This window comes from Streptomyces sp. LZ34 (assembly GCF_053890475.1).
Genome location: NZ_CM132680.1, coordinates 9,115,275 through 9,137,069, shown reverse-complemented (window position 1 = coordinate 9,137,069; position 21,795 = coordinate 9,115,275). Strand labels below are relative to the sequence as shown.

19 protein-coding genes are annotated in these 21,795 nt (G+C 70.0%); 12 read left to right on the top strand and 7 right to left on the bottom strand.

Annotated elements, in window-relative coordinates:
• Positions 1–66 precede the first annotated feature (66 nt).
• The gene (locus ACWY4P_RS38855; RefSeq protein WP_456205273.1) at positions 67–2,280 is read right to left on the bottom strand and encodes an MMPL family transporter; all 2,214 of its coding nucleotides are present in this window, start codon (positions 2,278–2,280) and stop codon (positions 67–69) included.
• A gap of 308 nt (positions 2,281–2,588) precedes the next feature.
• Between ACWY4P_RS38855 and ACWY4P_RS38850 the strand changes: the two genes are divergently transcribed.
• The 3 genes from ACWY4P_RS38850 (at position 2,589) to ACWY4P_RS38840 (ending at position 6,678) form a co-directional block, all read left to right on the top strand.
• Positions 2,589–3,872 carry a sensor histidine kinase gene (locus tag ACWY4P_RS38850; RefSeq protein WP_456205271.1) on the top strand — a complete coding sequence of 428 codons (1,284 nt, stop codon included), beginning with the start codon at positions 2,589–2,591 and terminating at the stop codon, positions 3,870–3,872.
• Positions 3,873–4,093: 221 nt separating this feature from the next.
• Positions 4,094–5,518: a hypothetical protein gene (locus ACWY4P_RS38845; RefSeq protein WP_456205269.1), complete on the top strand. Its 1,425-nt coding sequence runs from the start codon at positions 4,094–4,096 to the stop codon at positions 5,516–5,518.
• The gene (locus tag ACWY4P_RS38840; RefSeq protein WP_456205267.1) at positions 5,515–6,678 is read left to right on the top strand and encodes an ARPP-2 domain-containing protein; all 1,164 of its coding nucleotides are present in this window, start codon (positions 5,515–5,517) and stop codon (positions 6,676–6,678) included. Before ACWY4P_RS38845 ends, ACWY4P_RS38840 begins: the two co-directional genes overlap by 4 nt.
• 13 nt (positions 6,679–6,691) lie before the next feature.
• Here the strand turns inward: ACWY4P_RS38840 and ACWY4P_RS38835 are convergent, their stop codons facing one another.
• Both ACWY4P_RS38835 and ACWY4P_RS38830 read right to left on the bottom strand, forming a co-directional pair.
• Positions 6,692–8,830, bottom strand: a complete 2,139-nt coding sequence (locus ACWY4P_RS38835; protein ID WP_456205266.1) for a hypothetical protein — start codon at positions 8,828–8,830, stop codon at positions 6,692–6,694.
• A 205-nt stretch (positions 8,831–9,035) separates the two neighbouring features.
• A complete protein-coding gene (locus ACWY4P_RS38830; RefSeq protein ID WP_456205264.1) occupies positions 9,036–9,968 on the bottom strand; it encodes a hypothetical protein in 933 nt (310 codons plus the stop codon).
• Between the two features lie 138 nt (positions 9,969–10,106).
• Between ACWY4P_RS38830 and ACWY4P_RS38825 the strand changes: the two genes are divergently transcribed.
• Genes ACWY4P_RS38825 through ACWY4P_RS38815 form a run of 3 tightly spaced genes read left to right on the top strand, consistent with a single transcriptional unit; the run spans position 10,107 to position 11,559 of the window.
• Positions 10,107–10,445 carry a putative quinol monooxygenase gene (locus ACWY4P_RS38825; RefSeq protein ID WP_456205263.1) on the top strand — a complete coding sequence of 113 codons (339 nt, stop codon included), beginning with the start codon at positions 10,107–10,109 and terminating at the stop codon, positions 10,443–10,445.
• Positions 10,446–10,471: 26 nt separating this feature from the next.
• Positions 10,472–11,215 carry a hypothetical protein gene (locus ACWY4P_RS38820; RefSeq protein WP_456205262.1) on the top strand — a complete coding sequence of 248 codons (744 nt, stop codon included), beginning with the start codon at positions 10,472–10,474 and terminating at the stop codon, positions 11,213–11,215.
• The gene (locus ACWY4P_RS38815; RefSeq protein WP_456205261.1) at positions 11,212–11,559 is read left to right on the top strand and encodes a VOC family protein; all 348 of its coding nucleotides are present in this window, start codon (positions 11,212–11,214) and stop codon (positions 11,557–11,559) included. Before ACWY4P_RS38820 ends, ACWY4P_RS38815 begins: the two co-directional genes overlap by 4 nt.
• Before the next feature lie 51 nt (positions 11,560–11,610).
• On the opposite strand, the gene ACWY4P_RS38810 is transcribed toward ACWY4P_RS38815, so the two are convergent.
• From ACWY4P_RS38810 to ACWY4P_RS38800, 3 genes are all read right to left on the bottom strand, one after another.
• Entirely contained in the window at positions 11,611–11,985 is a 375-nt protein-coding gene (locus ACWY4P_RS38810; protein WP_456213202.1) for a VOC family protein, read from the bottom strand.
• Positions 11,986–12,205: 220 nt separating this feature from the next.
• The gene (locus ACWY4P_RS38805) at positions 12,206–13,621 is read right to left on the bottom strand and encodes a PT domain-containing protein (RefSeq protein WP_456205260.1); all 1,416 of its coding nucleotides are present in this window, start codon (positions 13,619–13,621) and stop codon (positions 12,206–12,208) included.
• A gap of 48 nt (positions 13,622–13,669) precedes the next feature.
• The gene (locus tag ACWY4P_RS38800; RefSeq protein WP_456205259.1) at positions 13,670–14,626 is read right to left on the bottom strand and encodes a LysR family transcriptional regulator; all 957 of its coding nucleotides are present in this window, start codon (positions 14,624–14,626) and stop codon (positions 13,670–13,672) included.
• Positions 14,627–14,652: 26 nt separating this feature from the next.
• On the opposite strand from ACWY4P_RS38800, the gene ACWY4P_RS38795 reads away from it, so the two are divergent.
• Positions 14,653–14,877, top strand: a complete 225-nt coding sequence (locus ACWY4P_RS38795; protein ID WP_456205258.1) for a WD40 repeat domain-containing protein — start codon at positions 14,653–14,655, stop codon at positions 14,875–14,877.
• 53 nt (positions 14,878–14,930) lie between these two features.
• On the opposite strand, the gene ACWY4P_RS38790 is transcribed toward ACWY4P_RS38795, so the two are convergent.
• Positions 14,931–15,365, bottom strand: coding sequence for an ATP-binding protein (locus tag ACWY4P_RS38790; RefSeq protein ID WP_456205257.1), 435 nt, complete (start codon positions 15,363–15,365; stop codon positions 14,931–14,933).
• Between the two features lie 133 nt (positions 15,366–15,498).
• Between ACWY4P_RS38790 and ACWY4P_RS38785 the strand changes: the two genes are divergently transcribed.
• The 5 genes from ACWY4P_RS38785 (at position 15,499) to ACWY4P_RS38765 (ending at position 21,779) form a co-directional block, all read left to right on the top strand.
• Entirely contained in the window at positions 15,499–16,383 is an 885-nt protein-coding gene (locus ACWY4P_RS38785; RefSeq protein ID WP_456205256.1) for a helix-turn-helix domain-containing protein, read from the top strand.
• Positions 16,384–16,393: 10 nt separating this feature from the next.
• Positions 16,394–16,594, top strand: a complete 201-nt coding sequence (locus tag ACWY4P_RS38780; protein ID WP_456205255.1) for a DUF397 domain-containing protein — start codon at positions 16,394–16,396, stop codon at positions 16,592–16,594.
• Positions 16,595–16,681: 87 nt separating this feature from the next.
• The gene (locus ACWY4P_RS38775; protein ID WP_456205254.1) at positions 16,682–17,341 is read left to right on the top strand and encodes a LuxR C-terminal-related transcriptional regulator; all 660 of its coding nucleotides are present in this window, start codon (positions 16,682–16,684) and stop codon (positions 17,339–17,341) included.
• A gap of 27 nt (positions 17,342–17,368) precedes the next feature.
• Positions 17,369–18,508 (top strand): winged helix DNA-binding domain-containing protein, encoded by a 1,140-nt coding sequence (locus ACWY4P_RS38770; RefSeq protein ID WP_456205252.1) that lies wholly within the window; start codon positions 17,369–17,371, stop codon positions 18,506–18,508.
• A gap of 133 nt (positions 18,509–18,641) precedes the next feature.
• On the top strand, positions 18,642–21,779 hold the full coding sequence (locus ACWY4P_RS38765; protein WP_456205251.1) for an alpha-N-acetylglucosaminidase: 3,138 nt from the start codon (positions 18,642–18,644) through the stop codon (positions 21,777–21,779).
• The last annotated feature ends 16 nt before the right edge of the window (positions 21,780–21,795 follow it).

Here is a 21,795-nt window from a genome sequence, read left to right as displayed (position 1 = left end):
GGTCAGGCGACATACGGCCTGACCCGGCGCGGCGGGCCGGTGTTCGGGGGTCCGTGCCTCGGGCCGTCAGCGGCCGATGGACACCGGCGGCTGGTGGCCCTGGGTCACGGGCGGCAGCGGCTCCTCGTCGTGCCCGCCGTGGTTGAGGCGCGGCAGCCAGGCGAGCGCTCGCGGCAGGTACCAGTTGCGCTCTCCGAGCAGCGCCATCACCGAGGGCAGCAGCACCATCCGGACGAGCGTGGCGTCCACCAGCACCGCGACGGCGAGGCCGACGCCCATCTGCTGCATGTCCTGCATCTGGAGCAGGGCGAAGACCGAGAACACCGCGACCATGATGGCGGCCGCTCCGGTGATCGAGCCCGCCGTGGACCGGATGCCGTCGCGGATCGCCTCCCGGGTACTCAGGCCCCGCTCGTGCGCCTCACGGATCCGGGAGACCACGAAGACGTGGTAGTCCATCGAAAGACCGAAGAGGATCACCAGGACGAACAGCGGCATCCAGCCTTCGATCGCCCCGGCCGGCTCCATGCCCAGCGTCTCCGCGCCCCAGCCGTGCTGGAAGACGGCGGTCATCGTGCCGTACGCGGCACCGACCGACAGCAGGTTGAGCAGGATCGACACGATGGCGATCGGCAGCGACCGGAAGCAGACCAGCATCAGCAGGAAGGTCACGGCGGCGATGAAGAGGAACACCGGCACGATGTCGCTGTTCAGCTGGTCGTTGAAATCGATACTCGAGGCCAGCTCGCCGCCCACGTACGCCTTCTCGGAGACCGGGCCGAGGACCTGCGGGACGATGTCGTCCTTCAGGGTGCCCAGGGCGTGCTTGGAGGTGGCGTTGGAGCCGTTCCCGGCCAGTGGCACCTCGATGCGCGCCACGTCCTCGTCCTTGTGCAGCTCGACCTCGACGTTCTTGCCGAACTCGGGCGAGGCGGCGAGCTTCTTCCTCAGATCGGCGACCGCGCCCTGGAAGCGCGACGAGGAGAGGTCGTCGGCCCGTACGATCACCTCGGCCGGGGCGGGGCCGCCGGGGAAGGACTCGGTGATCTCCTTGAAGGCCACCGTCAGCTTCGACTCCGAGCCGAACTGCTTCTCCATGCCGAGCTGTTCGGTCTTCATGCTGAGGGCGGGAGCGCACAGGGCCAGCAGCAGCACGCCCGCGAGGACGGCGAACAGGCCCGGCTTGGCCAGCACCGGCTTCATCAGCCGGCCGGAGATGCCACCACTGGCGTGCACGCCCTTCTTGCGGCGCCGGTTCAGCAGCGGCACCCGTCCGGCGTTGATCCGGTCACCGAGCCAGGACAGCATCGCGGGCAGCACCGTCACCGAGCCGAGCATCGAGGTGAAGACGACCAGGATGGTGGCGACCGCGAAGCCCTTGAAGAGCAGCAGCCCCGACAGGAACATGCCCGACATCGCCAGCATGACCGTGAGGCCGGAGACCAGCACGGCCCGTCCGCTGGTCGCCGCGGCGATGCGCAGCGCGGTCTCGGCGTCCCGGCCCGCGGCCCGCTCGTCCCGCTCACGCCGCAGGTAGAACAGGCAGTAGTCGACGCCGACGGCCAGGCCCACCAGGAACATCACGGAGTTGGTGCTGGAGTACAGGGGCAGCTTGTGGCTGGCCAGCGCGAGCAGGCCGAAGGTGCCGATGCAGGCGGTCACCGCGAGGAAGACCGGCAGCAGCGCGGCGACCAGGGCACCGAAGACCACCAGCAGGATGCCCAGCGCCAGGGGAACGGCCGTGAGCTCCGCGGTCTTCATGTCGCCGGAGAGGATGCCGTCCAGGTTGTGCGCGAAGCTGGCGTCGCCGAACTCGTAGAGCGTGACGCCCTCGTGGGCCGCCTCGGTCTGCTTCACCGCGTCGAGCACCGGCTTCACCCGGTCCCCCGCGGTGTCCGCGTCGCCCTTCATCTCAAAGCTGATCAGCCCCTCCCGGCCGCTCTCCGAGCGCACCGGCCGCTGGATCCGCTCGGCCTCGCCGGTCTTCCCCAGCCGCGCCGCGAGGTCGCCCGCCGCATCCCGCCAGCCGTCCGGCTCGGCGCTGCGCAGCATCACCATCTCTCCGGCGGGGGCCTTGAGCCCGGTGTCCTCCAGGATCTTCTCGGCGCGCGCCGAGTCACCGCTGCCGTTTTGGGAGTTGGTCATCTCGCTGATGCCGGACATCCCGCCGACGGCCGCGACGACCACGACGAACAGCAGCCATCCGATGATCGCGGTCTTGCGGTGTCGGGTGCTCCACCCGCCGAGTCGTACGGCGAGTCCCTGCCTCGTTGCGCTCATGGTGTCTCCCCCCGGGAGGTGTGAGTCCTGAACGGAACTGACAGGACTGAACGGACTGATTGGACTGTTGAGGTCACGTCATCGACGCTAGACAAGGGCGGGCTCGCGCCCCAGCCGCACAAGTCCCCAATCGGCTGAAGCAAAAGGAGAGTCCCGGGGGTGGGGCTAGGTATACCCCGGGACGGGGGCAGGGCCGAGTGACCATGGCGGCGGGGTCCGCCAGACTTGGACTGTCCGGCGGTAGGGAGCGTCCCGGCCGGGGTGCGGGCCCCGGCGCGGGTCCCGTGGAAGCGTCAGGGAGATATCCGATGAAGGTACGCAGGGCGCTGGTGGCCACCGCCCGGGGGCTGTGTGTCGCGATCGCCTCGCTGGCCGGGTCGATCACGCTGTTCACGCTGTTGGTGGTGTCCCTGGCCTTCATCCCGCTGGGCCTGGGTGTGCTCACCACCCCGCCCCTGCTCGCCCTGGTGCGCGCACACGCCAATCTGAGACGGCTGCTGGCCGCCCGCTGGTCCGGCGTCGAGATCCCGCTGCCGTACCGCACCCTGCCTCCCGATGGGCGCGGCGGCGTCGTGGGCCTGGTGGAGCGGTGCTCCCTGATGCTGAAGGACCCGGCGACCTGGCGGGACCTGTTGTGGCTGTTCATCGACATGACCGCCGGGGCCGTCACGGCGCTGCTGGCGTTCGTGCTGATTCCGCTGAGTCTGGAGGGCTGGGCGCTGGCGCTGTACACCTGGCGGCCGATCGTGGACGGGGCGGGCGGCTACTGGTACACGTTCATCCCGGTCACCTCCCAGTCCACCGCGAATTACGCCGCCCTGCTGGGCTGTGGCTACCTCGTGCTGGGCATCTTCGCCTCCCCCGTTCTGCTGCGCGCCCACTTCCTGGTCGGCCGGGCCTTCCTGGCGCCCACCCCGAACATGACGCTCGCCGAGCGGGTCCAGCACCTCACCGAGACCCGGGACGACGCGGTCGACACCTCCGCCGCCGAGCTGCGCCGCATCGAGCGCGATCTGCACGACGGCGCGCAGGCCCGCCTGGTCGCCATGGGCATGAGTCTGGGCACCGTCGAGGCGCTCATGGAGAAGGACCCGGCCAAGGCCAGGGAGCTGCTCGCGGCGGCCCGCGCCAGCTCCGCCGAGGCGCTGGCCGAGCTGCGCGACCTGGTCCGCGGCATCCATCCGCCGGTGCTGGCCGAGCGGGGCCTGGGGGATGCCGTGCGGGCGCTGGCGCTGCGGATGCCGCTGGCCATCGAGGTGGAGGTGGACCTCCCGGGGCGGACCGACGAGCCGGTCGAGTCGGCGGCGTACTTCGCGATCAGCGAGCTGCTGACGAACGCGGCCAAGCACTCCGGCGCCAAGCAGGTGTGGATCGACGTCCACCACGACGCCGACGCCGGTGCCCTGCGTATCGCGGTGACCGACGACGGGAAGGGCGGGGCGTCCGCCTCGGAGGGCTCCGGGCTGAGCGGAGTGCGGCGGCGGCTGGGCACCTTCGACGGGGTGATGGCCATGAGCAGCCCGGTCGGCGGGCCGACGATGGTGACGATCGAGATACCCTGCCGGCTCTCCGCCCCGCGCCCCACTGTCTGAGAACACTGCCGTCTGAGACCCCCGTGCCTGAGGCCACCGCTCTTGGGTTTCCGGGCCTGGAAACCCAAGAGCGGAGCGCCGGGCACGGGTGTTAGCGTGCGACAGTCGGCCGCGGGACTTCGGTGCGACTTCCGGAACCCGCCTGTTAAGCGAAGATTCGCAGCTCGTGCCCCCATTCCCCGGCCGACACCCGCACACCACGCCGCCAGGGAGCGCCCCCGATGGAGAGTCAGGCCGACCTCGTGGCGGCCGAGGACCTGCTGCTGTTCGTGAACGCGGCGATCACCTCGACCGGACAGCGGGAGTTCCGCTCGGGCGAGTGGGAGCAGCGCATGTCGCTGGACTTTCTGCACGCGTATGTGCTCGGCAACTACCGGGAGCTGTACGCGGCGACGCTCGCGCTGGACATCAACCACCACAACGCGGCGCTGATCGTGCGCAGGCTGCTGGAGACCGCCTCCGAGGCGTCGCCGGAGCAGCGCCGCGCCGAGGGGCGGCTGATCGCCGGGCGGCTGGCCGTGCTTCCGCCGCAGCGGGTGTACCGGCTCTTCCGCGAGCTGCGCCGGGCCGGGGTCAACAACCGCCGCACCCGGGCCATCATGCGGGACTGGCTGGCGGCCCGCCCCGATCCGGCGCTCGACGCGGTCAAGTACCGTGCCGGGGTCAAGGCGGCCGCCCGCCATGCCCATCTGCCGCTCGACACCGAGCTCGGTCTCTTCCTCTTCGCCCCGCACACCCGCCGGACCGGCTTCTCCACCCCCCTGTTCGACGCCTGGCGCCGCGCCCACTACACCCAGAGCGCGCTGTACGAGCTGCCGTACACCGTCGCCGAGGGGTTCGCGGTCAAGCACGGCATCGACCGGGGCGTCTTCCTGGAGCGGATCGCCCCGCGGCTGACCCGGCTGGAGCGGCTGCGGCTCCAGGAGTCGGCCCGTGCGCACCGGGCGGACGCGGTGGCCGGCGACCTCGCCGCCATGCCCCTGACCCGGCTGGCGAGCTATGTCCTCTCCCTCCCCCTGGACGACCGCGTCCGCCGTCGCGAGGAGCTGACCGGCGCGCTGCGGGCGGCCGCGCGGCGCACCGCGGGCCCGCGCGCGGGCAGCTGGGGGCGGGTGGCCGCGGTGCTGGACGACAGCTTCTCGGCCTTCGGCTCGGCGCAGAAGCGGCGCCGCCCGCTGGCGGTGGCGCTGGGCTGCCACTTCCTGCTGGAGGCGCTGGCGGGCGAGTTGATCCCGCTGTGGCTGTCCGGCCGCACCGACGCGCTGCTGATGTATCCGCTGGGCCCGACGCCGCTGGGCGCCCGTGTCCTGGACGCGCTGGAGCACCGGCCGGACCGGCTCGTCATCGTCTCCGACGGCTGGGACAACGCGCCGCCCGGCCTGGCCGGCGAGGTGCTGCGGATATGGCGCACCCGCCTGGACCCCCGGGGCCGCACCAGCGTGGTCCACCTCAACCCGGTGTACGACGCGGAGGACTTCGACGTACGGCGGCTGGCGCGGGAGGTGCCGACCGTCGGGGTGCGGGACGCGGAGGACCTCCCGGCCCTGGTGGAGCTCGCCCAGTTCGCGGAGGGCCGCACCCGCGCGGCCGAGCTGTGGGCGCATGTGGACGCCCGCGTACGGGGGTTTCTCGAGGTGGAGCGGTGAATCAGGACACGACGCTCGTGGCGCTCACGGGGCTGACCGCGTTGCCCTCCCAGGTGTGGGGCGCGATCCGCCTGGTGCCGCTGGTGCGCGACGAGCCGATCACCGATCTGCGCCTGGACGACCGGCTCTACGGCGACGACTTCGCCGCCGTGGCGGTGGACCGGCGCACCGCGTACTGCTCGTACATCCCGCACGGTTACGTGGCGACCTGGACCGACGACGGCACCCCCGCGTCCTCCTACGGCACCCAGCTGCGGCCGGACCCGCGCGGGCCGCGCCCGCCGTGCGTTCCACTCCGCTTCCACCGCCGGATGGCCCGCCGCGTCGACAAGAACCGGGTGCGTTTCCTCCCCCTCCACCTGGCCCTGGAGGGCTATCTGGCGCTGCACTTCGGCGGCCCCGAGGTGGTCTGGGAGGAGTGGTCGCACCGGGCGGTCAGCCATGGTCTGTCCCCGCGGGTCGAGCAGGCGTATGCCGGGGCCGAGGTGGAGGGGCTGCGCGACGCGCTGCGGGTCTTCGAGATCCACCCCGGCCAGTGCGGGGTCATGGTCTACGCGGCCGACGCCCTGGCCGCCGCCTTCGTGGTGCCGCACCCCGACGACTACCGCGCCCTGCACCCCTCGCTGGTCCTGGACCTCTTCGGGGAGCTGATCCACCACTACACCACGCTGCACGGCCCGGTCCCGGAGTTCCGGGCGCGGATCAGCGACAGCGCGGTGAGCTCGCTGGCCGAGCTGCGGGCGGAGGCCGCCCGGCAGCAGCGGGAGTGGGCCGAGTTCCACGACCGCACCATGGCGGGCGGGCTGCTCGACGAGTCGTACACCCTCCAGCGCGTCCGTACGATGGGGCCCTTCGCCCTGTCCCGCTTCCTGCCGCCCTTCCACCGCAACACCGAGCAGCACATCGGCGAGACCATCACCCACGAGGACGGCCGCCTGGCCTACCTCAAGACGTTCCGGCTCTCGGAGGCCCAGACCCGCCGCGGCCATCTGCTCACCCTCCTCGCCGCCCACGACTGGCACCTCGGCGCGACCGCCGACGCCCAAGGCGTGACCCTCGACCAGCTGGCCTCCCGGATCGAGCACGCGGGCTTCGGCGCGCTGCTGCGCCAGGACATACGCGACCACTACCGCGCGGCGGCCTGCCGCATGGCCACCTGACGACCGGCGGCCGTCAGAACCCCGGCCGCCCCAGGGCCTGGAGCGCCTCCCGGCGCGCGCTGTCGTGGCGTTCCTGGCCGGAGCCGACGAGTGTCCTGGTCAGACCGCTGTCGGCGTCCTCGCCGTGTTCCTTGCTCCAGCCCACGACGAGGGAGTCCACCTGCCGCTGCCCGACGTCGAACGTCTTCATGTTCTCCAGCATCGCCGACTGGCTGGCCTGGGCGACCTGGTCCTTGCCCCACTCGTACATGCCCACGTAGAGGATGGATTGGACCACGTTGCCGAGGACCGGCACGGCGGCGGGCGTCGACGGAACGAAGTTGAACGCGACCGCGGGGATGGTGAAGGCGGCCGTCCGGACGTCCGAGGCCCACTGCACCGCCTTGTCCCTCTTGTCGAAGGCGATGTCGGAGCTGACCCCGTCGTAGAAGCCGAAAGTGGAGGAGGCGGCGTTGATGGCGGCGGTGCGGTCGTTCGGGTGCTTGAAGTCGGTTCCGGCCAGCGTCTGCGCCGCGTACTGCCGCTCGGCGGCGTACATCCCGGCGTAGGCCGCGGGGTCCTCCGACACGCCGCGCATGATGCGGGACAGCTCCTCGGGGGACACGGCCATACGGACCGTGCCGTCGTCGTTCCACACCCCGCCGCCGTCCGCGTTGACCTTGTAGTCCTCGTTGGTGCGGGACAGGATCTCGTGGGTGTCGGCCGTGTAGTCCATGAGCATGTGGCCCAGGCTCGACCGCAGGTTGGCGGGCATCTCGTCGCCGCGCCAGTCCTTGTTGACGAGCTTGATGGAGTCGTGCATGACCCGCGCCTCGGCCTCGGTGTGCCCGCCCAGCGGGTGCTCGGTGCCCGGCACATTGCCGGTGGCGGCCGCCTCGAGCGCGGCCCCCAGGCCCAGGCGGTTCGCCGGGTCGTCCATGCTGTAGGTGCCCTGGCCGGTGGCGGTGTCCCACGAGGGCCAGTCACGGTCCTGGAGCAGATACTTCAGGCGCTCGTTCTTGCCGTCCGCCCCGGGGTCGAGGTAGGACGTCGCGACGTCGGGCTGCTTGCCCATGATGCCGAGCAGGGTGTCGAGCGGATCGCCCGTGAAGTCCTTGTGGCCCGCGCCCCACTGCGTCCACCGACTGGTCCCGAAGTCGTCCTTCTTCTCCGTGGCGATGATGTCGTCGCCGACGTCGGTGAGGAACTGCTTCCCGTAGTTCTTGCCGTGCGTCATCAGGTCGAGGAACGACTGGTAGCCGGTGAGCGGGTTCGTCTTCTTGCCGAAGTTCTCGTCGCCGACCTTGCGCAGGCCCTCGCGCCACTTCTTGTAGAAGGGGTCGGAGGGCGACTTGGTGGCCGTGGCGATCGAGGTCGCCACGCCCTCCTGGAGGGTGGTGAAGTCCTTCTTGTCGCCGCCCTTGCCGAGGCTGTGGAACCTGTTGTTGAGCTGGATGGTGCCCTTGGGGCCCAGGCCGTCCAGGAAGGTCTGGCTGAACGCCTTGTTGTGCTCGTTGTCACGGAACAGCCGCTGGAATTCGGCCATCTCTTTGTCGCTGAGCTTGTCGCCGGAGTTGAGCTTGGTCGCGAGCTCCTGGGCCTCCTTGGCCTCGACCTTCTCGATGTCGCCTTCCGCCTGGCCGTTGAACCCGTTGACGGCGCCGTCGACGGGGTTGGGATCCTGCACCGCCGCCTTCAGCGCGAGCTTCACGCCCTGGTCGGCGTCATCGACCGCCTTGACCGCCGCCGCGATGTGCTCGGTCCACGACTGCTCGATCCGGCGCAGGTCCGGGTCGTGCCGCGCGACATTGGCCTCCGCCTCGCTCGCCTTCGAGAAGTCGTAACTCGCGATGCCGGCGTCCGAGACCTTCATTCCGGCCTTCACCGCGTCCGCGACCGCGGACTTCACCTTCCCGCGCAGTTCCACGAACTGGTGGTGGGCGTCGGTCAGCAGCGAGGCAACGGCCTTCGCCTCCTTCTGAGCGGCGGTGAATTGCCCGTCCGTGACGTCCATGCTGTCCTTGGCGACGAAATTCGCCTGGCCGGTCCAGCTTCCGTCAACGCCTACCGACTTAACGCTTTCCCGGTAGACCTTCTGGGCATCCGAGAACTTCTTCGCCGCCTCCTTCCACTGCCCCGCGGCGGTCTCCAGGTAAGACAGATCAGCTGTCATGACCTGGTGGTAGGTGAGCACGGTTTCCCCCATGGCTGAGCATCAGGTGGTACGTCGGTCGAACCGCGACAGTACCCCTGGCCTGGGGGAACGGGCCGTTTTCCCAGGCCAGTTCATAATGTCGAAAGAATTCCGTCACAAGGAAAGGGAAAATCGGGTAACATCCACCATGGCCCCTTGTGACCCGCCTCACCCATGACCTATGTCACGATGATTTCGGGACCTCCACCCGCACCTCCTTGCGGAGATCGGCGGCGATCTTCGCGGACTCGTCGAGCGTCAGGTTCTTCGTCCCCTCGTGCGGCACCACCACGGCCACCGTGTCGTAGTCGGCCCATGCGCACAGCGCCAGCGTGTTGGGCTCATCCGGGTCCGGCTCCTCCTTCGCCTTGATGACCTGACACTTCATGACGCCGTTCTCGAAGCCCTCGGGCGACTTGGGCTCCGGGCTGCCCACCACCAGGGCGTCGCTGTCCTCACTGCCCGCCGTCTCGGCCTTCTTCTTCAGGTTGCTGAAGAAGGCGTCGACGGACTTCTCCGGGTCCTTCACGTCCCCGTAGGCGCCCAGCATCTCGAGTTTCTTCGCGTCACCGGAGGTGGCCCAGTCCGCGTTCACCCCCGTGCCCGCCGTCAGGCCGAACACCTGCGCCTCCTCGGCGTCCAGCGGTTGCGCAGTGCTGTCGTCTCCGTCACTCGTGTATTCGCCGAGCACGGTCCGGGGTGCGGTGAGCCTGTAGTCCTTGCCGTCGTCGGTCATCTTCCCGTCGTCGCCGCTCCCCAGCAGCACGACGCCCCCGACGATCGCCCCGATCACGACCACGGCGCCGATCACCAGGCCCGTCGTCTTGCCCTTGCCGCCGCCGCTCTGCGGGGGCTGCGGCATGCCGGGCGGGACGGGCGGCGGATATCCGGGCTGGGGATATCCGGGCTGGGGCTGCTGCGGGTAGCCGTAGCCCGGCTGCGGCGGCTGCGGCGCGGCGTACGGGGCGCCGCCCTGCGCGTACAGGTCCGGGGCCGGGTTCGGGACCCCCTGCCCGTACGGGTTCGGTCCACCCTGCGGCGGCTGGCCGGGCGGCGGGCCCGGCGGCTGTGCCGGAGGCGGGCCGTACGATCCAGGTGGCGGCTGGTTGTGGCTCATGCGCGGTGGACTCTCCCCCATGGCAGATGGTTTGAACTGGCGTCACACAACGGGACGCGACAAGGAGTGTGCCGGGTTCCGCATACCGCCGCCACCTGACTTGACCTTCACACCCATGTCAGACTTTAGCGTTGCCCCATGACGACGACCATGGCACCCACGACGACGGCCACGCAGACGCCCCTCTCCCTCTACGGCTTCCTGCGCCCCAAGCCCGACCGCGCCGACGAGGTCAGACAGCTCCTCTCCTCCCTCGTGGAACCCACCCGGCAGGAAGAGGGCAACCTCCAGTACAACCTCCACGAGCACGAGGATGGCCGGCTCTTCCTCTACGAGGTCTGGCGCTCCCAGGAAGACCTTGACCGCCACAACGCCCGCCCGCCGCTGCGCGACTTCCTGGCCAATCTGCTGGACTACCTCGAAGAACTCCCCGAGGGCTACTTCAACACCATGATCAGCGACTACCCGCAACCATAAGGACGGCGGACGCGTCCGCCTTGACGATGAACGAAAGAAAACGCCCCGCCGGAGTGGTGCCCTTGGCGGTGGCGGCGGGCGCGGTCGCCTGGGGCCTGGCGGGGAGCCGGCGCGCCGAGCACATGCGCAACTACCCGTGGAACGTCTGGACGCCGATCGGCTACGGCTCGGCCAAGGGGGTCGTGCTGGGGCTCCTGGCTGGCTGGTGCGCGGTCTGGCTCCTGCGGCTCGGGGCCGCGTCCACAAGGCCCGGCGGAGCACGGGCCCGCGTGGCGGGCCTCGCCTTCACAGGCGGCCTGCTGGGCGGCATCACCCCCGGGACGATCCGGGACTTCACGGGACCGCCCCAGCCCCGCACCCTGTACTACTTCGACGAGCCCAGGCCCGACGCGGAGTGGTACTGGCAGCCCCTCCTCTCCGAATGGCTGACCTACACCGTCCTCCCCGCCCTCGCCTGCGCCCTCGCCCTCACGGCCGCCGTCCTCTGGTCCGCCCACCAGCCCCGCCGGAGCGGCGCCGGCTGGGCGGTACTGACCGCGCTCGGGGCGGGCCTCCTCCTGCTCCCCCACTACGCGACCGCCGGACTCCCCGCGCCGGAAGGCAACGGCGACCACGTCAACGAATCCGCCATTGCCTCGTTGGCCGTCTGGGGCACGGGGCTGGGGGTGCTGCTGAGCGCTGTGGTGTTGCGGAGGAGAACGAGGCGACGCGAAGCCGACACGAATAGAGTCGGCTTTTCGCAGACAGGAGCAGACAGGAGTTGTCGATGACCATTCGTCGCGTCATGCCCATTGTCCACTCCGAGGACATGGAGCAGAACCTGGAGTTCTACGGCCGGCTGGGATTCGAGCAGGTCATGAACCACGGCTGGATCATGACCCTCGCCTCCCCCACCACCCCGGCGGCCCAGGTCAGCTTTATGACGAGCGACAAGACCGCACCGGTCTCCCCTGACATGAGCATCGAGGTGGACGACGTGGACGCGGCCTACGCGGCGATGCGCGAGGCCGGAGCGGAGATCGTGCACCCCCTCCAGGACGAGGAGTGGGGCGTTCGCCGCTTCTTCGTCCGCGACCCGGGCGGCCGGGTGATCAACGTCCTGAGTCACCGCTGATACTCCCTGGTCGGGCGCCATGCCGGGGCGCCCGACCAGGGACTCACTCGGCTACAGGTACGGCCGTGTGATCAGCTCGATCGCATGACCGGCAGGGTCCTTGAAGTACACCCCTCGGCCGCCGTGCTCGTTGTTGATCTCACCGGAACGCTGCATCTGCGGATCGGCCCAGTGCACAACGCCGCCATCACACAGCCGCTGATACGCCCGGTCGAAGAGCTCGTCGTCGATCAGAAACGCGTAATGCTGCATCTGGATCTCCACCGGCGGCTCGGCGAACTGGAGCAGCACGCCGTCGCTGAGCTGGATATTGATGAACGGGCCCCAGGACGGTGCTTCCGGAATCTCCAGCAGATCCCGGAAGAACCGAGCCGACTCGTTGCGGTCCTTGGAGGCGATGATGGTGTGGTTGAACGAAACTGTCATTCGGCTGACCTCGCTGTTGCTCGACACGAAGAAGGAACTCTCGGTGCACGAGCGCGGGGAGGTCCGCGTGCCGAACTGAGGGGGTGCTTTCTCCGCACCCACCATGCCGTCAGACCTCCACCGGATAGCCGATCCGTGTGTGGCGCGATGCCGGTCCGGTGTTCACGTCGGGTGACCTTACTGGATCTTGCCGGTTACGACAACAGCGCGCCATACGCGCTCAGTCAGTGATGTACCAGTCGTCCTTCATGTACTCCAGGGTGCTGGTCCCGATCTCGTTTTCGGAGAAGGTGACGGAGGCCTTGACCGCATCGGCCGGAATGTCGATCTTGGCGGGGCTTCGTACGACGACCTTCTGCGGATCGACCGTCGCGGTCTGCAGAGCCTTCTTCTGCGTAGGCGAGATCATCTGGAACGTGACGAGGAATGTGGACGTGCACGGACCGAACCCCTGGTCCTCCGCCTGCTTCGCCGCGGGCCCGGCCACCTCGCAGACCGTCTTGATGTCCTCCCGGCCCACGGCGTGCAGATACTGCTCGTACCGCCGGATCGCCCCCTCCTTCGTCCTGGGCGCGGCCTGGTCCGTGGGCTGATCTGTGGGCTGGTCCGTGGGCTGGTCCGTGGGCTGATCTGTGGGCTGATCTGTGGGCTGGTCCTTGGGCGGATCCGTCGGCGGCTTGTCGGCGGGCCCGCAACTGTCGTTGGTGAAGATGCCCGACAGCAGACGCCCCGGGCGCGGGCCCATCGGCCCGTTGAATCCGCTCACATGCTGCTGCGACCCCCACCACCCGGCGTACCCCCACCAGGGCTCGCGGTTGACAGGGCGGGCGTGCTCCCAAGTGCGCCACTCGGCGCCGCCCTTCGAGGGCCGATCGAGCGTGCCGTTCACCCACTGGTTCTTATCGGTCGGATAGGAACCGTGTGAACCACGCGCCGAGTACACCGTCGGATGCCCGTCCTGCGGATCCAGTTCCGACCACTTCACGCTGCACGTATCCTTGCCGTGCTTCGCGAACGTCACCGCCTCCGGCTTGCCGTCGCGCAATTGGACCGCGACGCGCTCCCAGTCGCCCTCGTGCCGGTTGCCCGGGGTCAGGTTGTTGTAGGCGTAGAAGAACCAGTAGACGTACGCCGCGCGCTTCGGGTCGGTCTTGTGGTTGTGGTACTCCCAGTAGACCGGGGCGTCAGTGCCCTCGCCCTTCCGCACCTCCTTCGGCGGGTCGAGATAGAAACCGCCGTCGGCCTCGGTCGAGGTGTGCCACTTATCCCCGTGTCCGGGGCAGGACACCGGCTTGGACGACGACTTCCCCGGCTGCACCTCCGCGTGCTTGTAGGAATTGTCCTTACTCCCCAACCGCCGCGGGTCGATCGGATCGGCCACCGGCCCCTCGTCACGGCAGAAGCCCTCGTGGTCGAAGCGCAGCGCGGACCGCCCGATGAACCGCGTCGCGTCCATCGGCAACAGCGACTCCCCCTTGGCCAGCCGCACCAACGGCGCGAACCGCGCGGCCTCGGCCGCGGACCCCTTCGAAGGCTCCGCCCCCGTCCACTCCTTCTCCTTCTCCGGCCCGCACGCCACCAGCGCCACCGAAAGCGACACCGCCACGCCCACAGCCGCCCACACCCGAGCCCGCACCCGGTCCCCCTTCGATCGCCCACCACCAGCCGGTTCCACGTCAGGACATCACGCGGAATCCGGCAGAACGGTTCCCCGGGTCGTTGCCCAGGACGGGAGCCAGGCTGTCTCGGGGAGCGGTGCCAGGCTTCCGCAGTGGTTGATGATGGCCCGGAGTCCCGGGTGTGGATTCGCTCGGCGGAAGATGAGCGAGAGCGGGTACGCGAGCGACGGATTCACGATCGGGATGCGGCGCAGGTCGTGGTTCGTCGGCCAGATGTACCGGTCGCGCGAGCCCACGAGGGTTGCCACGTCCGCGGAGTCCGCGAGGATGTCGAGGAGTACCTCGCTGCCGAAGTTCGGGCCCGCGGCGTCGATGCGGAGGTCGAAGTCGGTGGCGAGCTGATCGTAGAACTCTGCCCATTCGCTTCGCGGCGCGATACCCGGCACCCAGATCCGGTGCCGGCGCAGCTGGGACGGGGTCAGTGTTCGTGCGGAGGCGAGCGGGTGCCTCGGGCCGACGAGGAGTTCCAGCGGGGAGTCGAACGCGTGGATCATCTGCACGTCGCGCGGGAGTGTGGCCGGGTCGGTGACCGAGCGGAACGAGGCGTCGATATCGCCTGCTTGGACGGCGGTGACCGCCACGCGCGGGTCGTTGACCCTGAGGGTCACCACGTCGAGGTCGGTTTCGGGATGCGACCGCCAATAGTCGTGCAGGACGACGGCCTGCGCGGATCGCAGGCCGAGAACGTCGATCCGAAGGGCCCGCGAGCCCGGTCTGATCGCGGTGACGGCGCGATCGACACCCGTGATGACGTGCCGGGCGTGCGGGAGGAAAGCCTGACCGTCGAGTGTCAGCTCGACCCCTCGGGCGGTGCGGGTGAACAACCGGACGTCGAGTTCACGCTCGAGGGTTGCGATCCGCTTCGACACGGCCTGTTGCGTGACGCCGAGCTCGTCGGCCGCCTGTTGCAGCTGTCCGAGCTCGGCCGCGCGGACGAACGATCGCACCGCCTCGGTATCCATTGATCCAGCATAAATGTGCCCAACTGATGGTTGTGGCTCGCCCGGGAGCCGGTTGTCTGATCCCGCGACGGTGCGGCCTCGACGGCAAGGTGCGGCTGTGGGACGTGACCACCGGCCGCCAAAGAGCCACCCTCAGCGACAACTATGTCGACTCGGTCGAGGACCTGGCCTTCAGCCCGGACGGCCGGCTCATCGCGGGCAACGACAGCAAGCACCGCGCGGTACGACTGTGGAAAAACCTCTATAGGTAACGCGCGGGGCGCAAGGTCATGGACCGCCCCGCGCGCGGCTCCCCCTCTTGCGCTCAGCCGTGCCGCTCCTCGGGCCTCGGCGGCGCGAGGGCGAACCACACCGCCTTCCCGGTGACACCCGCGTCCTTGTCGGTGTAGTCGACCACACCCCAGTCGTCCGAACACGACTCGACCAGCGCCAGCCCCCGGCCGCCCTCGTCATCGCCCCCTGCCTGTACGGGCTGGGGCAGGGCCGAGCCCGAGTCCCACACGGTGACGCGGAAGTCCGGCGGTGTGGGCTGCCAGTCCATGCTGACGTAGGAGTCGGTGGCGGTGTTACGCAGGGCGTTCGTCGTCAGCTCGGAGACGAGGAGTTCGGCGGTGTCCACGAGACAGTCGAGGCGCGCCGATTTGAGGATGTGGCGGATGGTGGCCCGTACGACGCCCACGGCGCGGGGGTCGTGGGGGATGAACAGGCCGTAGGACCAGGGCTCTTCGGGCGTGCGCATGTGGCAGCCTCCAGGTGAGTACCTTGCGTGACTGGCGCCACACCTAAAGTAGCGCCACGAGTTGTCAATTCACAACCCGGTCGGCACGCTACGTGGTTGGGTAGTAACACTGACCGCCATCGAGGGAGGACGCATGGGACTGCGAGCCAACCCCACCTACCGCCAACGTCGCTTCGGGGCCGAGGTTCGCAAGCTACGCGAACGTGCTGGTCTCAGCGTTGGCCAAAGCGCTGCGGTGATGAACATGAACCAATCGCACATCAGCAACGTCGAGTCTGGACGCACCGGCCTGTCGCCTGAGCGGCTGCGGGCTCTCGCCGCTGCCGCAGGGCGCGAAGACTCAACCTACGTTGACGCCCTGGTGGAGATGGGCCAGGCATCGGGCAAGGGCTGGTGGACCGCGTACCGGGGCAAGCTGCGCCCCTCGCTTATGGACCTGTCGGAACTGGAAGCCGGCGCCGAGGCGATCCTCTGCTACGAGCCGACGTTCGTTCCCGGGCTGTTGCAGACGCGGGCGTACGCGACAGCCATCCATCGGGCCGGTTACGTCCGCACGTCACGCGAGGAGGACGAACTGGCCATCGAGTTCCGCCTGGAACGCCAGAAGGTGCTCACCGGTGAGCGGGCTCCCCGATTCCACGCGATCATTCACGAGGCCGCGCTGCGGGCGTCCCTGGGAGACCGCGCGTTGATGCGCGAGCAGCTGCTGCGGTTGATCGAGCTGTCCCGCCTCCCGAACGTGACGCTGCAGGTTCTGCCGTTCGACGGCCCCGTGCCGTTCGGCTCCTCCTTCACGATGGTCGAGCCCACCGTGGCGGAGTTGAGCACGGTGATCGTGGCGCACGTCGAGAAGTCCATGTATCTGGGAGACGCCGACGCACTCGCCCGATACAACGGGGCGCTCGCTAAAATGTGCGACGTGGCGTTGCCTCCTGTCGACGCGACCATCTCGCCGGAGGCACGTGGCGTGAAGGACTCGTTGGGACTCATCCAGCGGCTCCTGTACCCCCTGCTCTAGGAAGGCGTACATGGACCAGCTCAATTGGCGGAAGTCGAGCTTCAGCGAAGGCCACTCCGACACCTGCGTGGAGGTCGCCGCCGACCCCACCGGCGCCCCCCACCTCCGGGAGAGCGACGAACCCCACACCGTCATAGCCACCACCCCCGCCGCCCTCCGCGCACTCCTCCGCACCATAAAATCCGGCGCCCTCGACCGTCCGGGCCGCTGATAACCCCACGCTCACCTCACAGCGGTACATTCGTCGGATTCGGTCAAGTCCCCCACCCCCGGGGCCCGACGAAGTCTTGGAGCCGCCGTGCGCGTTGTCCTCGCCGAAGACCTCTTCCTCCTGCGGGACGGGCTGGTCCGGCTGCTGGAGGCCTACGACTTCGAGATCGCCGCGGCCGTGGACACCGGGCCCGATCTGACCCGCGCGTTCGCCGAGCTGAAGCCGGACGTCGCGGTCGTGGACGTGCGGCTGCCGCCGTCGTTCACCGACGAAGGGCTGCAGTGCGCGCTGGCGGCGCGGCGGGCGCGGCCGGGGTTGCCGGTGTTGGTGTTGTCGCAGCATGTGGAGCAGCTGTACGCGCGGGAGCTGCTGGCCGATGGGAGCGGTGGGGTGGGGTATCTGCTCAAGGACCGGGTGTTCGACGCCGACCAGTTCATCGACGCGGTGCGGCGGGTCGCGGCGGGCGGGACGGCGATGGATCCGCAGGTGATCTCGCAGTTGCTGACCCGGCGATCGCAGGACAAGCCAATGGGGAATCTGACGCCGCGCGAGCGGGAGGTGATGGAGCTGATGGCGCAGGGGCGCTCCAACGCGGCCATCGCCGCACAGCTGTTCGTCACCGAGCGGGCGGTGGCCAAGCACACCTCGAACATCTTCGGGAAGCTCGGCCTGCCGCCGTCCGACGACGACAACCGCCGGGTGCTGGCCGTGCTGGCCTATCTCGACCGGGGGCATCCTCAGGGCTGAAAGGCCTGTACGGCACAATCCTCCGTCGTGGAGATCACCGCGCGCGAACTCAACCGGGCCACGCTCAGCCGTCAACTACTGCTGCGACGGGAGTCGCTGGGCGCCCTCGACGCCGTACGCCGCATCGTCGCGCTGCAGGCGCAGCAGGCCGGCTCGCCGTACGTCGCGCTGTGGAACCGGCTGACCGGATTCGCTCCGGCCGAGCTGGACGCCGCGTTCACCGGCCAGAAAGTCGTCAAGGCGACCTTGATGCGGATCACCCTGCACGCGGTCCACGCCGACGACTACCAGGTCTTCCGCGAGGCGATGCGCCCGACCCTCTACGCGTCCAGGCTCGGCTACCGCTTCGCCGCCGCCGGGCTCACGCCGGCCGATGCCGATGAACTCGTCCCAGAACTACTGGCGTTCGCCGAGCAGCCGCGCACGACGGCCGAGTTCGATGCGTGGCTCGAGGAGCGGCTGGGCGTCGAGAAGAAGGCCGGTGCGTGGTGGGGGCTGCGGGCATACGCGCCGCTGTGGCACGCGCCGACCGGCGGGCCGTGGTCCTTCGGGGTCCGGCCGTCGTACCGCGCGGCGCAGGCGGGGCCGATGCGCTTGGGGCGGGAGGTGGATCCGGACGCGCTGCAGCGGCTGCTCGTGCGCTATCTGGAGGGGTTCGGGCCGGCTTCGGTCGCGGACATGGCGCAGTTCGCCATGGTCCAGCGGACGCCGATACGCCAGGCGCTGCGCGCGCTCGGCGACGCCGTCGAAGAGCTCCAAGGCCCCGATAAGGCCGCGCTGTTCGACCTTCCGGGCGCTCCGCGCCCGGCCGCGGACACCCCGGCCCCGCCCCGGCTGATGGCGATGTGGGACAGCGTCCTGCTCGCCTACGCCGACCGCAGCCGGGTGATCCCCCCGGACTACCGCCGGATGGTCATCCGCGTCAACGGCGATGTGCTGCCGACGCTGCTGGTCGACGGCTATGTGGCCGGTGTGTGGCGGCCGGTCGACGGTGGCATCGAGGCCATGGCCTTCCATGAGCTGTCGGCGGCGGCATGGGACGGGCTCGCCGCGGAGGCCCGTTCGTTGCTGACGCTGCTGGCCGACCGCGACCCCCGGGTCTACAGCCGTTACGACCACTGGTGGGCCAAGCTCTCCGGCGTACAGGTGCGCGTACTGCCGGGCTAGGCATGGTGGTGATCGGCGCTTGGGCCCGTACGGGTGGACACCCCGTACGCACCATTGCTGGCACCCCGTCACCCTCGTTAACGTGCCGCTCACATACCACCGTTGGCCCGGGCCGGGCGTCATTGGGGGCATCATGAGCGATCTGAGCAGACGTACGCTGATCGGAACCGCCGGAGCACTCGGCGTCGGGGCCGCCCTCGGGGGCCAGTCCCCGGCGGCGGCCGAGGGGACGGAAAACGCAGGGGAAGCCGCGGAGGACGGCGCCGTGTTCGACACCGCGCCCGCGCGCGCCGCCCTCAAACGGCTGCTGCCGGAGCACGCCAAGCAGTTCCGGCTGGTGCCGATCGAGGGCGAGGGCGGCAAGGAGCGGTTCGAGGTCTCGGGGCGGGCGGGGCGGATCGAGGTGGCGGGGACCAGCCCGGCGGTCCTGCTCACCGGGGTGCACTGGTATCTGAAGTACACCTGTCATGCCCTGATCACCTGGGCCGGGGACCAGCTGAACCTGCCCAGGACGCTGCCCGCGCCCCGGGGCCGCGTCGAGCAGTCGACCGCGCTCCCGCACCGCTTCGCGTTCAACGACACCCACGACGGCTACACCGCGCCGTTCGCCGGCTGGGACCACTGGGAGCACCTGATCGACGTCGCGGCCCTGCACGGCTGCAACGAGCTGCTGGTCACCGCCGGGCAGGAGGCCGTCTACCACCTGCTCCTCAAGGACTTCGGCTACTCCGAGGAGGAGGCGCGCGCCTGGCTGCCCGCGCCCTCCCACCAGCCCTGGTGGCTGCTCCAGAACATGAGCGGGTACGGCGGGCCGGTGAGCCCCGAGCTGCTGGCCAAGCGCATCGACCTGGGGCAGAAGATCGCCGACCGGCTGCGCGAGCTGGGCATGCGGCCGGTGTTCCCCGGCTACTTCGGGACCGTTCCGGACGGGTTCGTCGAGCGCAACCCGGGGGCGCGTACGGTCCCGCAGGGCACCTGGAACGGGCTCGAGCGCCCCGACTGGCTCGATCCGCGCACCGAGTCGTTCCGGCAGGTGGCCGCCTCGTTCTACCGCCACCAGCAAGAGCTGTTCGGCGAGTGCGAGCTGTTCAAGATGGATCTGCTGCACGAGGGCGGCGCCCCCGGGGACGTCCCCGTGGCCGACGCGGCCCGCGCCGTGGAGACCGCCCTGCAGACCGCCCGGCCCGGCGCGATCTGGGTGATCCTCGGCTGGCAGGCCAACCCCCGGCGGGAGCTGCTGGACGCCGTGGACCACGACCGGATGCTGGTGGTGGACGGCCTCTCGGACCTGGACTCGATCGGCGACCGGGAGCAGGACTGGGGCTCGGTGCCGTACGCCTTTGGCACCATCCCGAACTTCGGCGGCCGCACCACCATCGGCGCCAAGACCCACATCTGGGCGCGGCGGTTCACCCAGTGGCGCGACAAGCCGGGCAGCAAGCTGGTCGGCACCGCCTACATGGCGGAGGCGACCGGGCGCGATCCGGCGGCGTTCGAGCTGTTCAGCGAGTTGGCGTGGCGGGATGCGGCGGTGGACCGCGCGGAGTGGTTCCGTACATACGCGGACGTACGGCTGGGCGGGCGGGACGAGCGGGGCCGGGAGGCGTACGCGGCGCTGCGCGACACCGCGTACCAGATCACCAGCTCCGACGGGCGCCCGCACGACTCGGTCTTCTCCGCCCGCCCCGATGTGACCGCGCGCTCCGGCACCAACTACGCCACCCGCATCCCCGCCTTCGACCTGGCGGACTTCGACCCCGCCTTCGCCGCGCTGCTCGACGTACGCCCGGCGCTGCGCGACTCCGACGCCTACCGCCACGATCTGACCGACATCGCCCGGCAGGCGCTCGCCGACCGCTCCTGGACGCTGATCCCTCATCTGCACGACGCGTACCAGCGCAAGGACCTGGAGACCTTCCGGACGCTGGCCCGGCTGTGGCTGAAGCTGATGCGGCTGAGCGACGACATGACCGGCGCGCACCGCGGCTTCCTGCTCGGACCCTGGCTGGAGGACGCCAAGCGGATGGGGTCCGACGAGGCGGAGGCCGCGCACCTCGAACACCTCGCGCGCACCCTCATCACCACCTGGGCGGACCGGGTCACGGCGGACACCGGGAAGCTGGCCAACTACGCCAACCGCGACTGGAACGGCCTCATCGGCGACTTCCACCTGCCGCAGTGGCAGAGCTACCTGGACGAGCTGGAGGACGCGCTCGCCGAGGGGCGCGAGCCGCGCGACTTCGACTGGTTCGCGGTCGAGGAACCCTGGACGCGCGAACGCAAGAGCTACCCGGTCCGGCCCACGACGGACGCCCACCGCACGGGGCGCCGGGTGTACGAGGCGCTGGCCAAGGCCCCGTACCAGGGCACGGCCAGCGTCTCCACCACCCCGCCCCAGGTGGAGCCCGGCGGCGCCGCCGACATCGCCGCGGCCCTGCGCAACATGAACGGGCTGCGCGCCACCGGCCGCGTCGACTTCGACCTGACCGTGACCGGGCTCGACCCGAAGCCGCAGGGCGACACCTGGCTCCGCTCGATCCCGGCGGCCAGGACCGGCGAGGTCCACTGGCGGGCCACCGCACCCGAAGACCCGCTCCAGGACCCGCTGAAGCCGCTGCCGTACGAGCTCGGCGTGGAGTTCGGGCCGCGCGGCGAGGACCGGGTGCGGCTGCTGCGCACCGGCACGCTGTGGGTGGCCGGGCCGCTGGACTCCGGCCTGAAGACGGTCACCAACAACGGTGCGGTCTTCGGCCAGTTGTCGGATCGCTTCGCGATCGACGGGGCGGGGCGCGACCTGTGGAAGGCGACGACCGAGTTCGGGTCGGTGTACCGGGAGGGCGCGCTGGCGGTCGGCACCGCCGTCACGGTGAAGGTGGACAGCCAGGCCGTGACCGGCGCATGGGCCCGGGCCGGCATCATCGCGCGCGACAGCCTGGCGACGGCGGGCTCCCGGGGCTTTGTGAACCTGGCCGCCACCCCGTCCAACGGCGTCGTGCTGTCGTACGACACGAACGGGGACGGCACGCTGGACGCGTACAAGCGGATCACCGGCGTCAAGGCGCCCGTGCTGCTGCGGCTGACGCGGGTGTCCGCCACCTCGTACAAGGGCGAGCTGTCGACCGACGACGGGACGACCTGGCGGACGGTGGCGACGGTGACGGCGCCGGGGGGCTCCGGCTCCGCGCAGGACGTCGGGATCTTCATGAGCGCGACGCACGGGGGGAACGTGGCGCGCGGGACGGTGGAGTTCAGCGGGTGGCGCGTGGGGTGAGCCCGCGGGCGCTTCG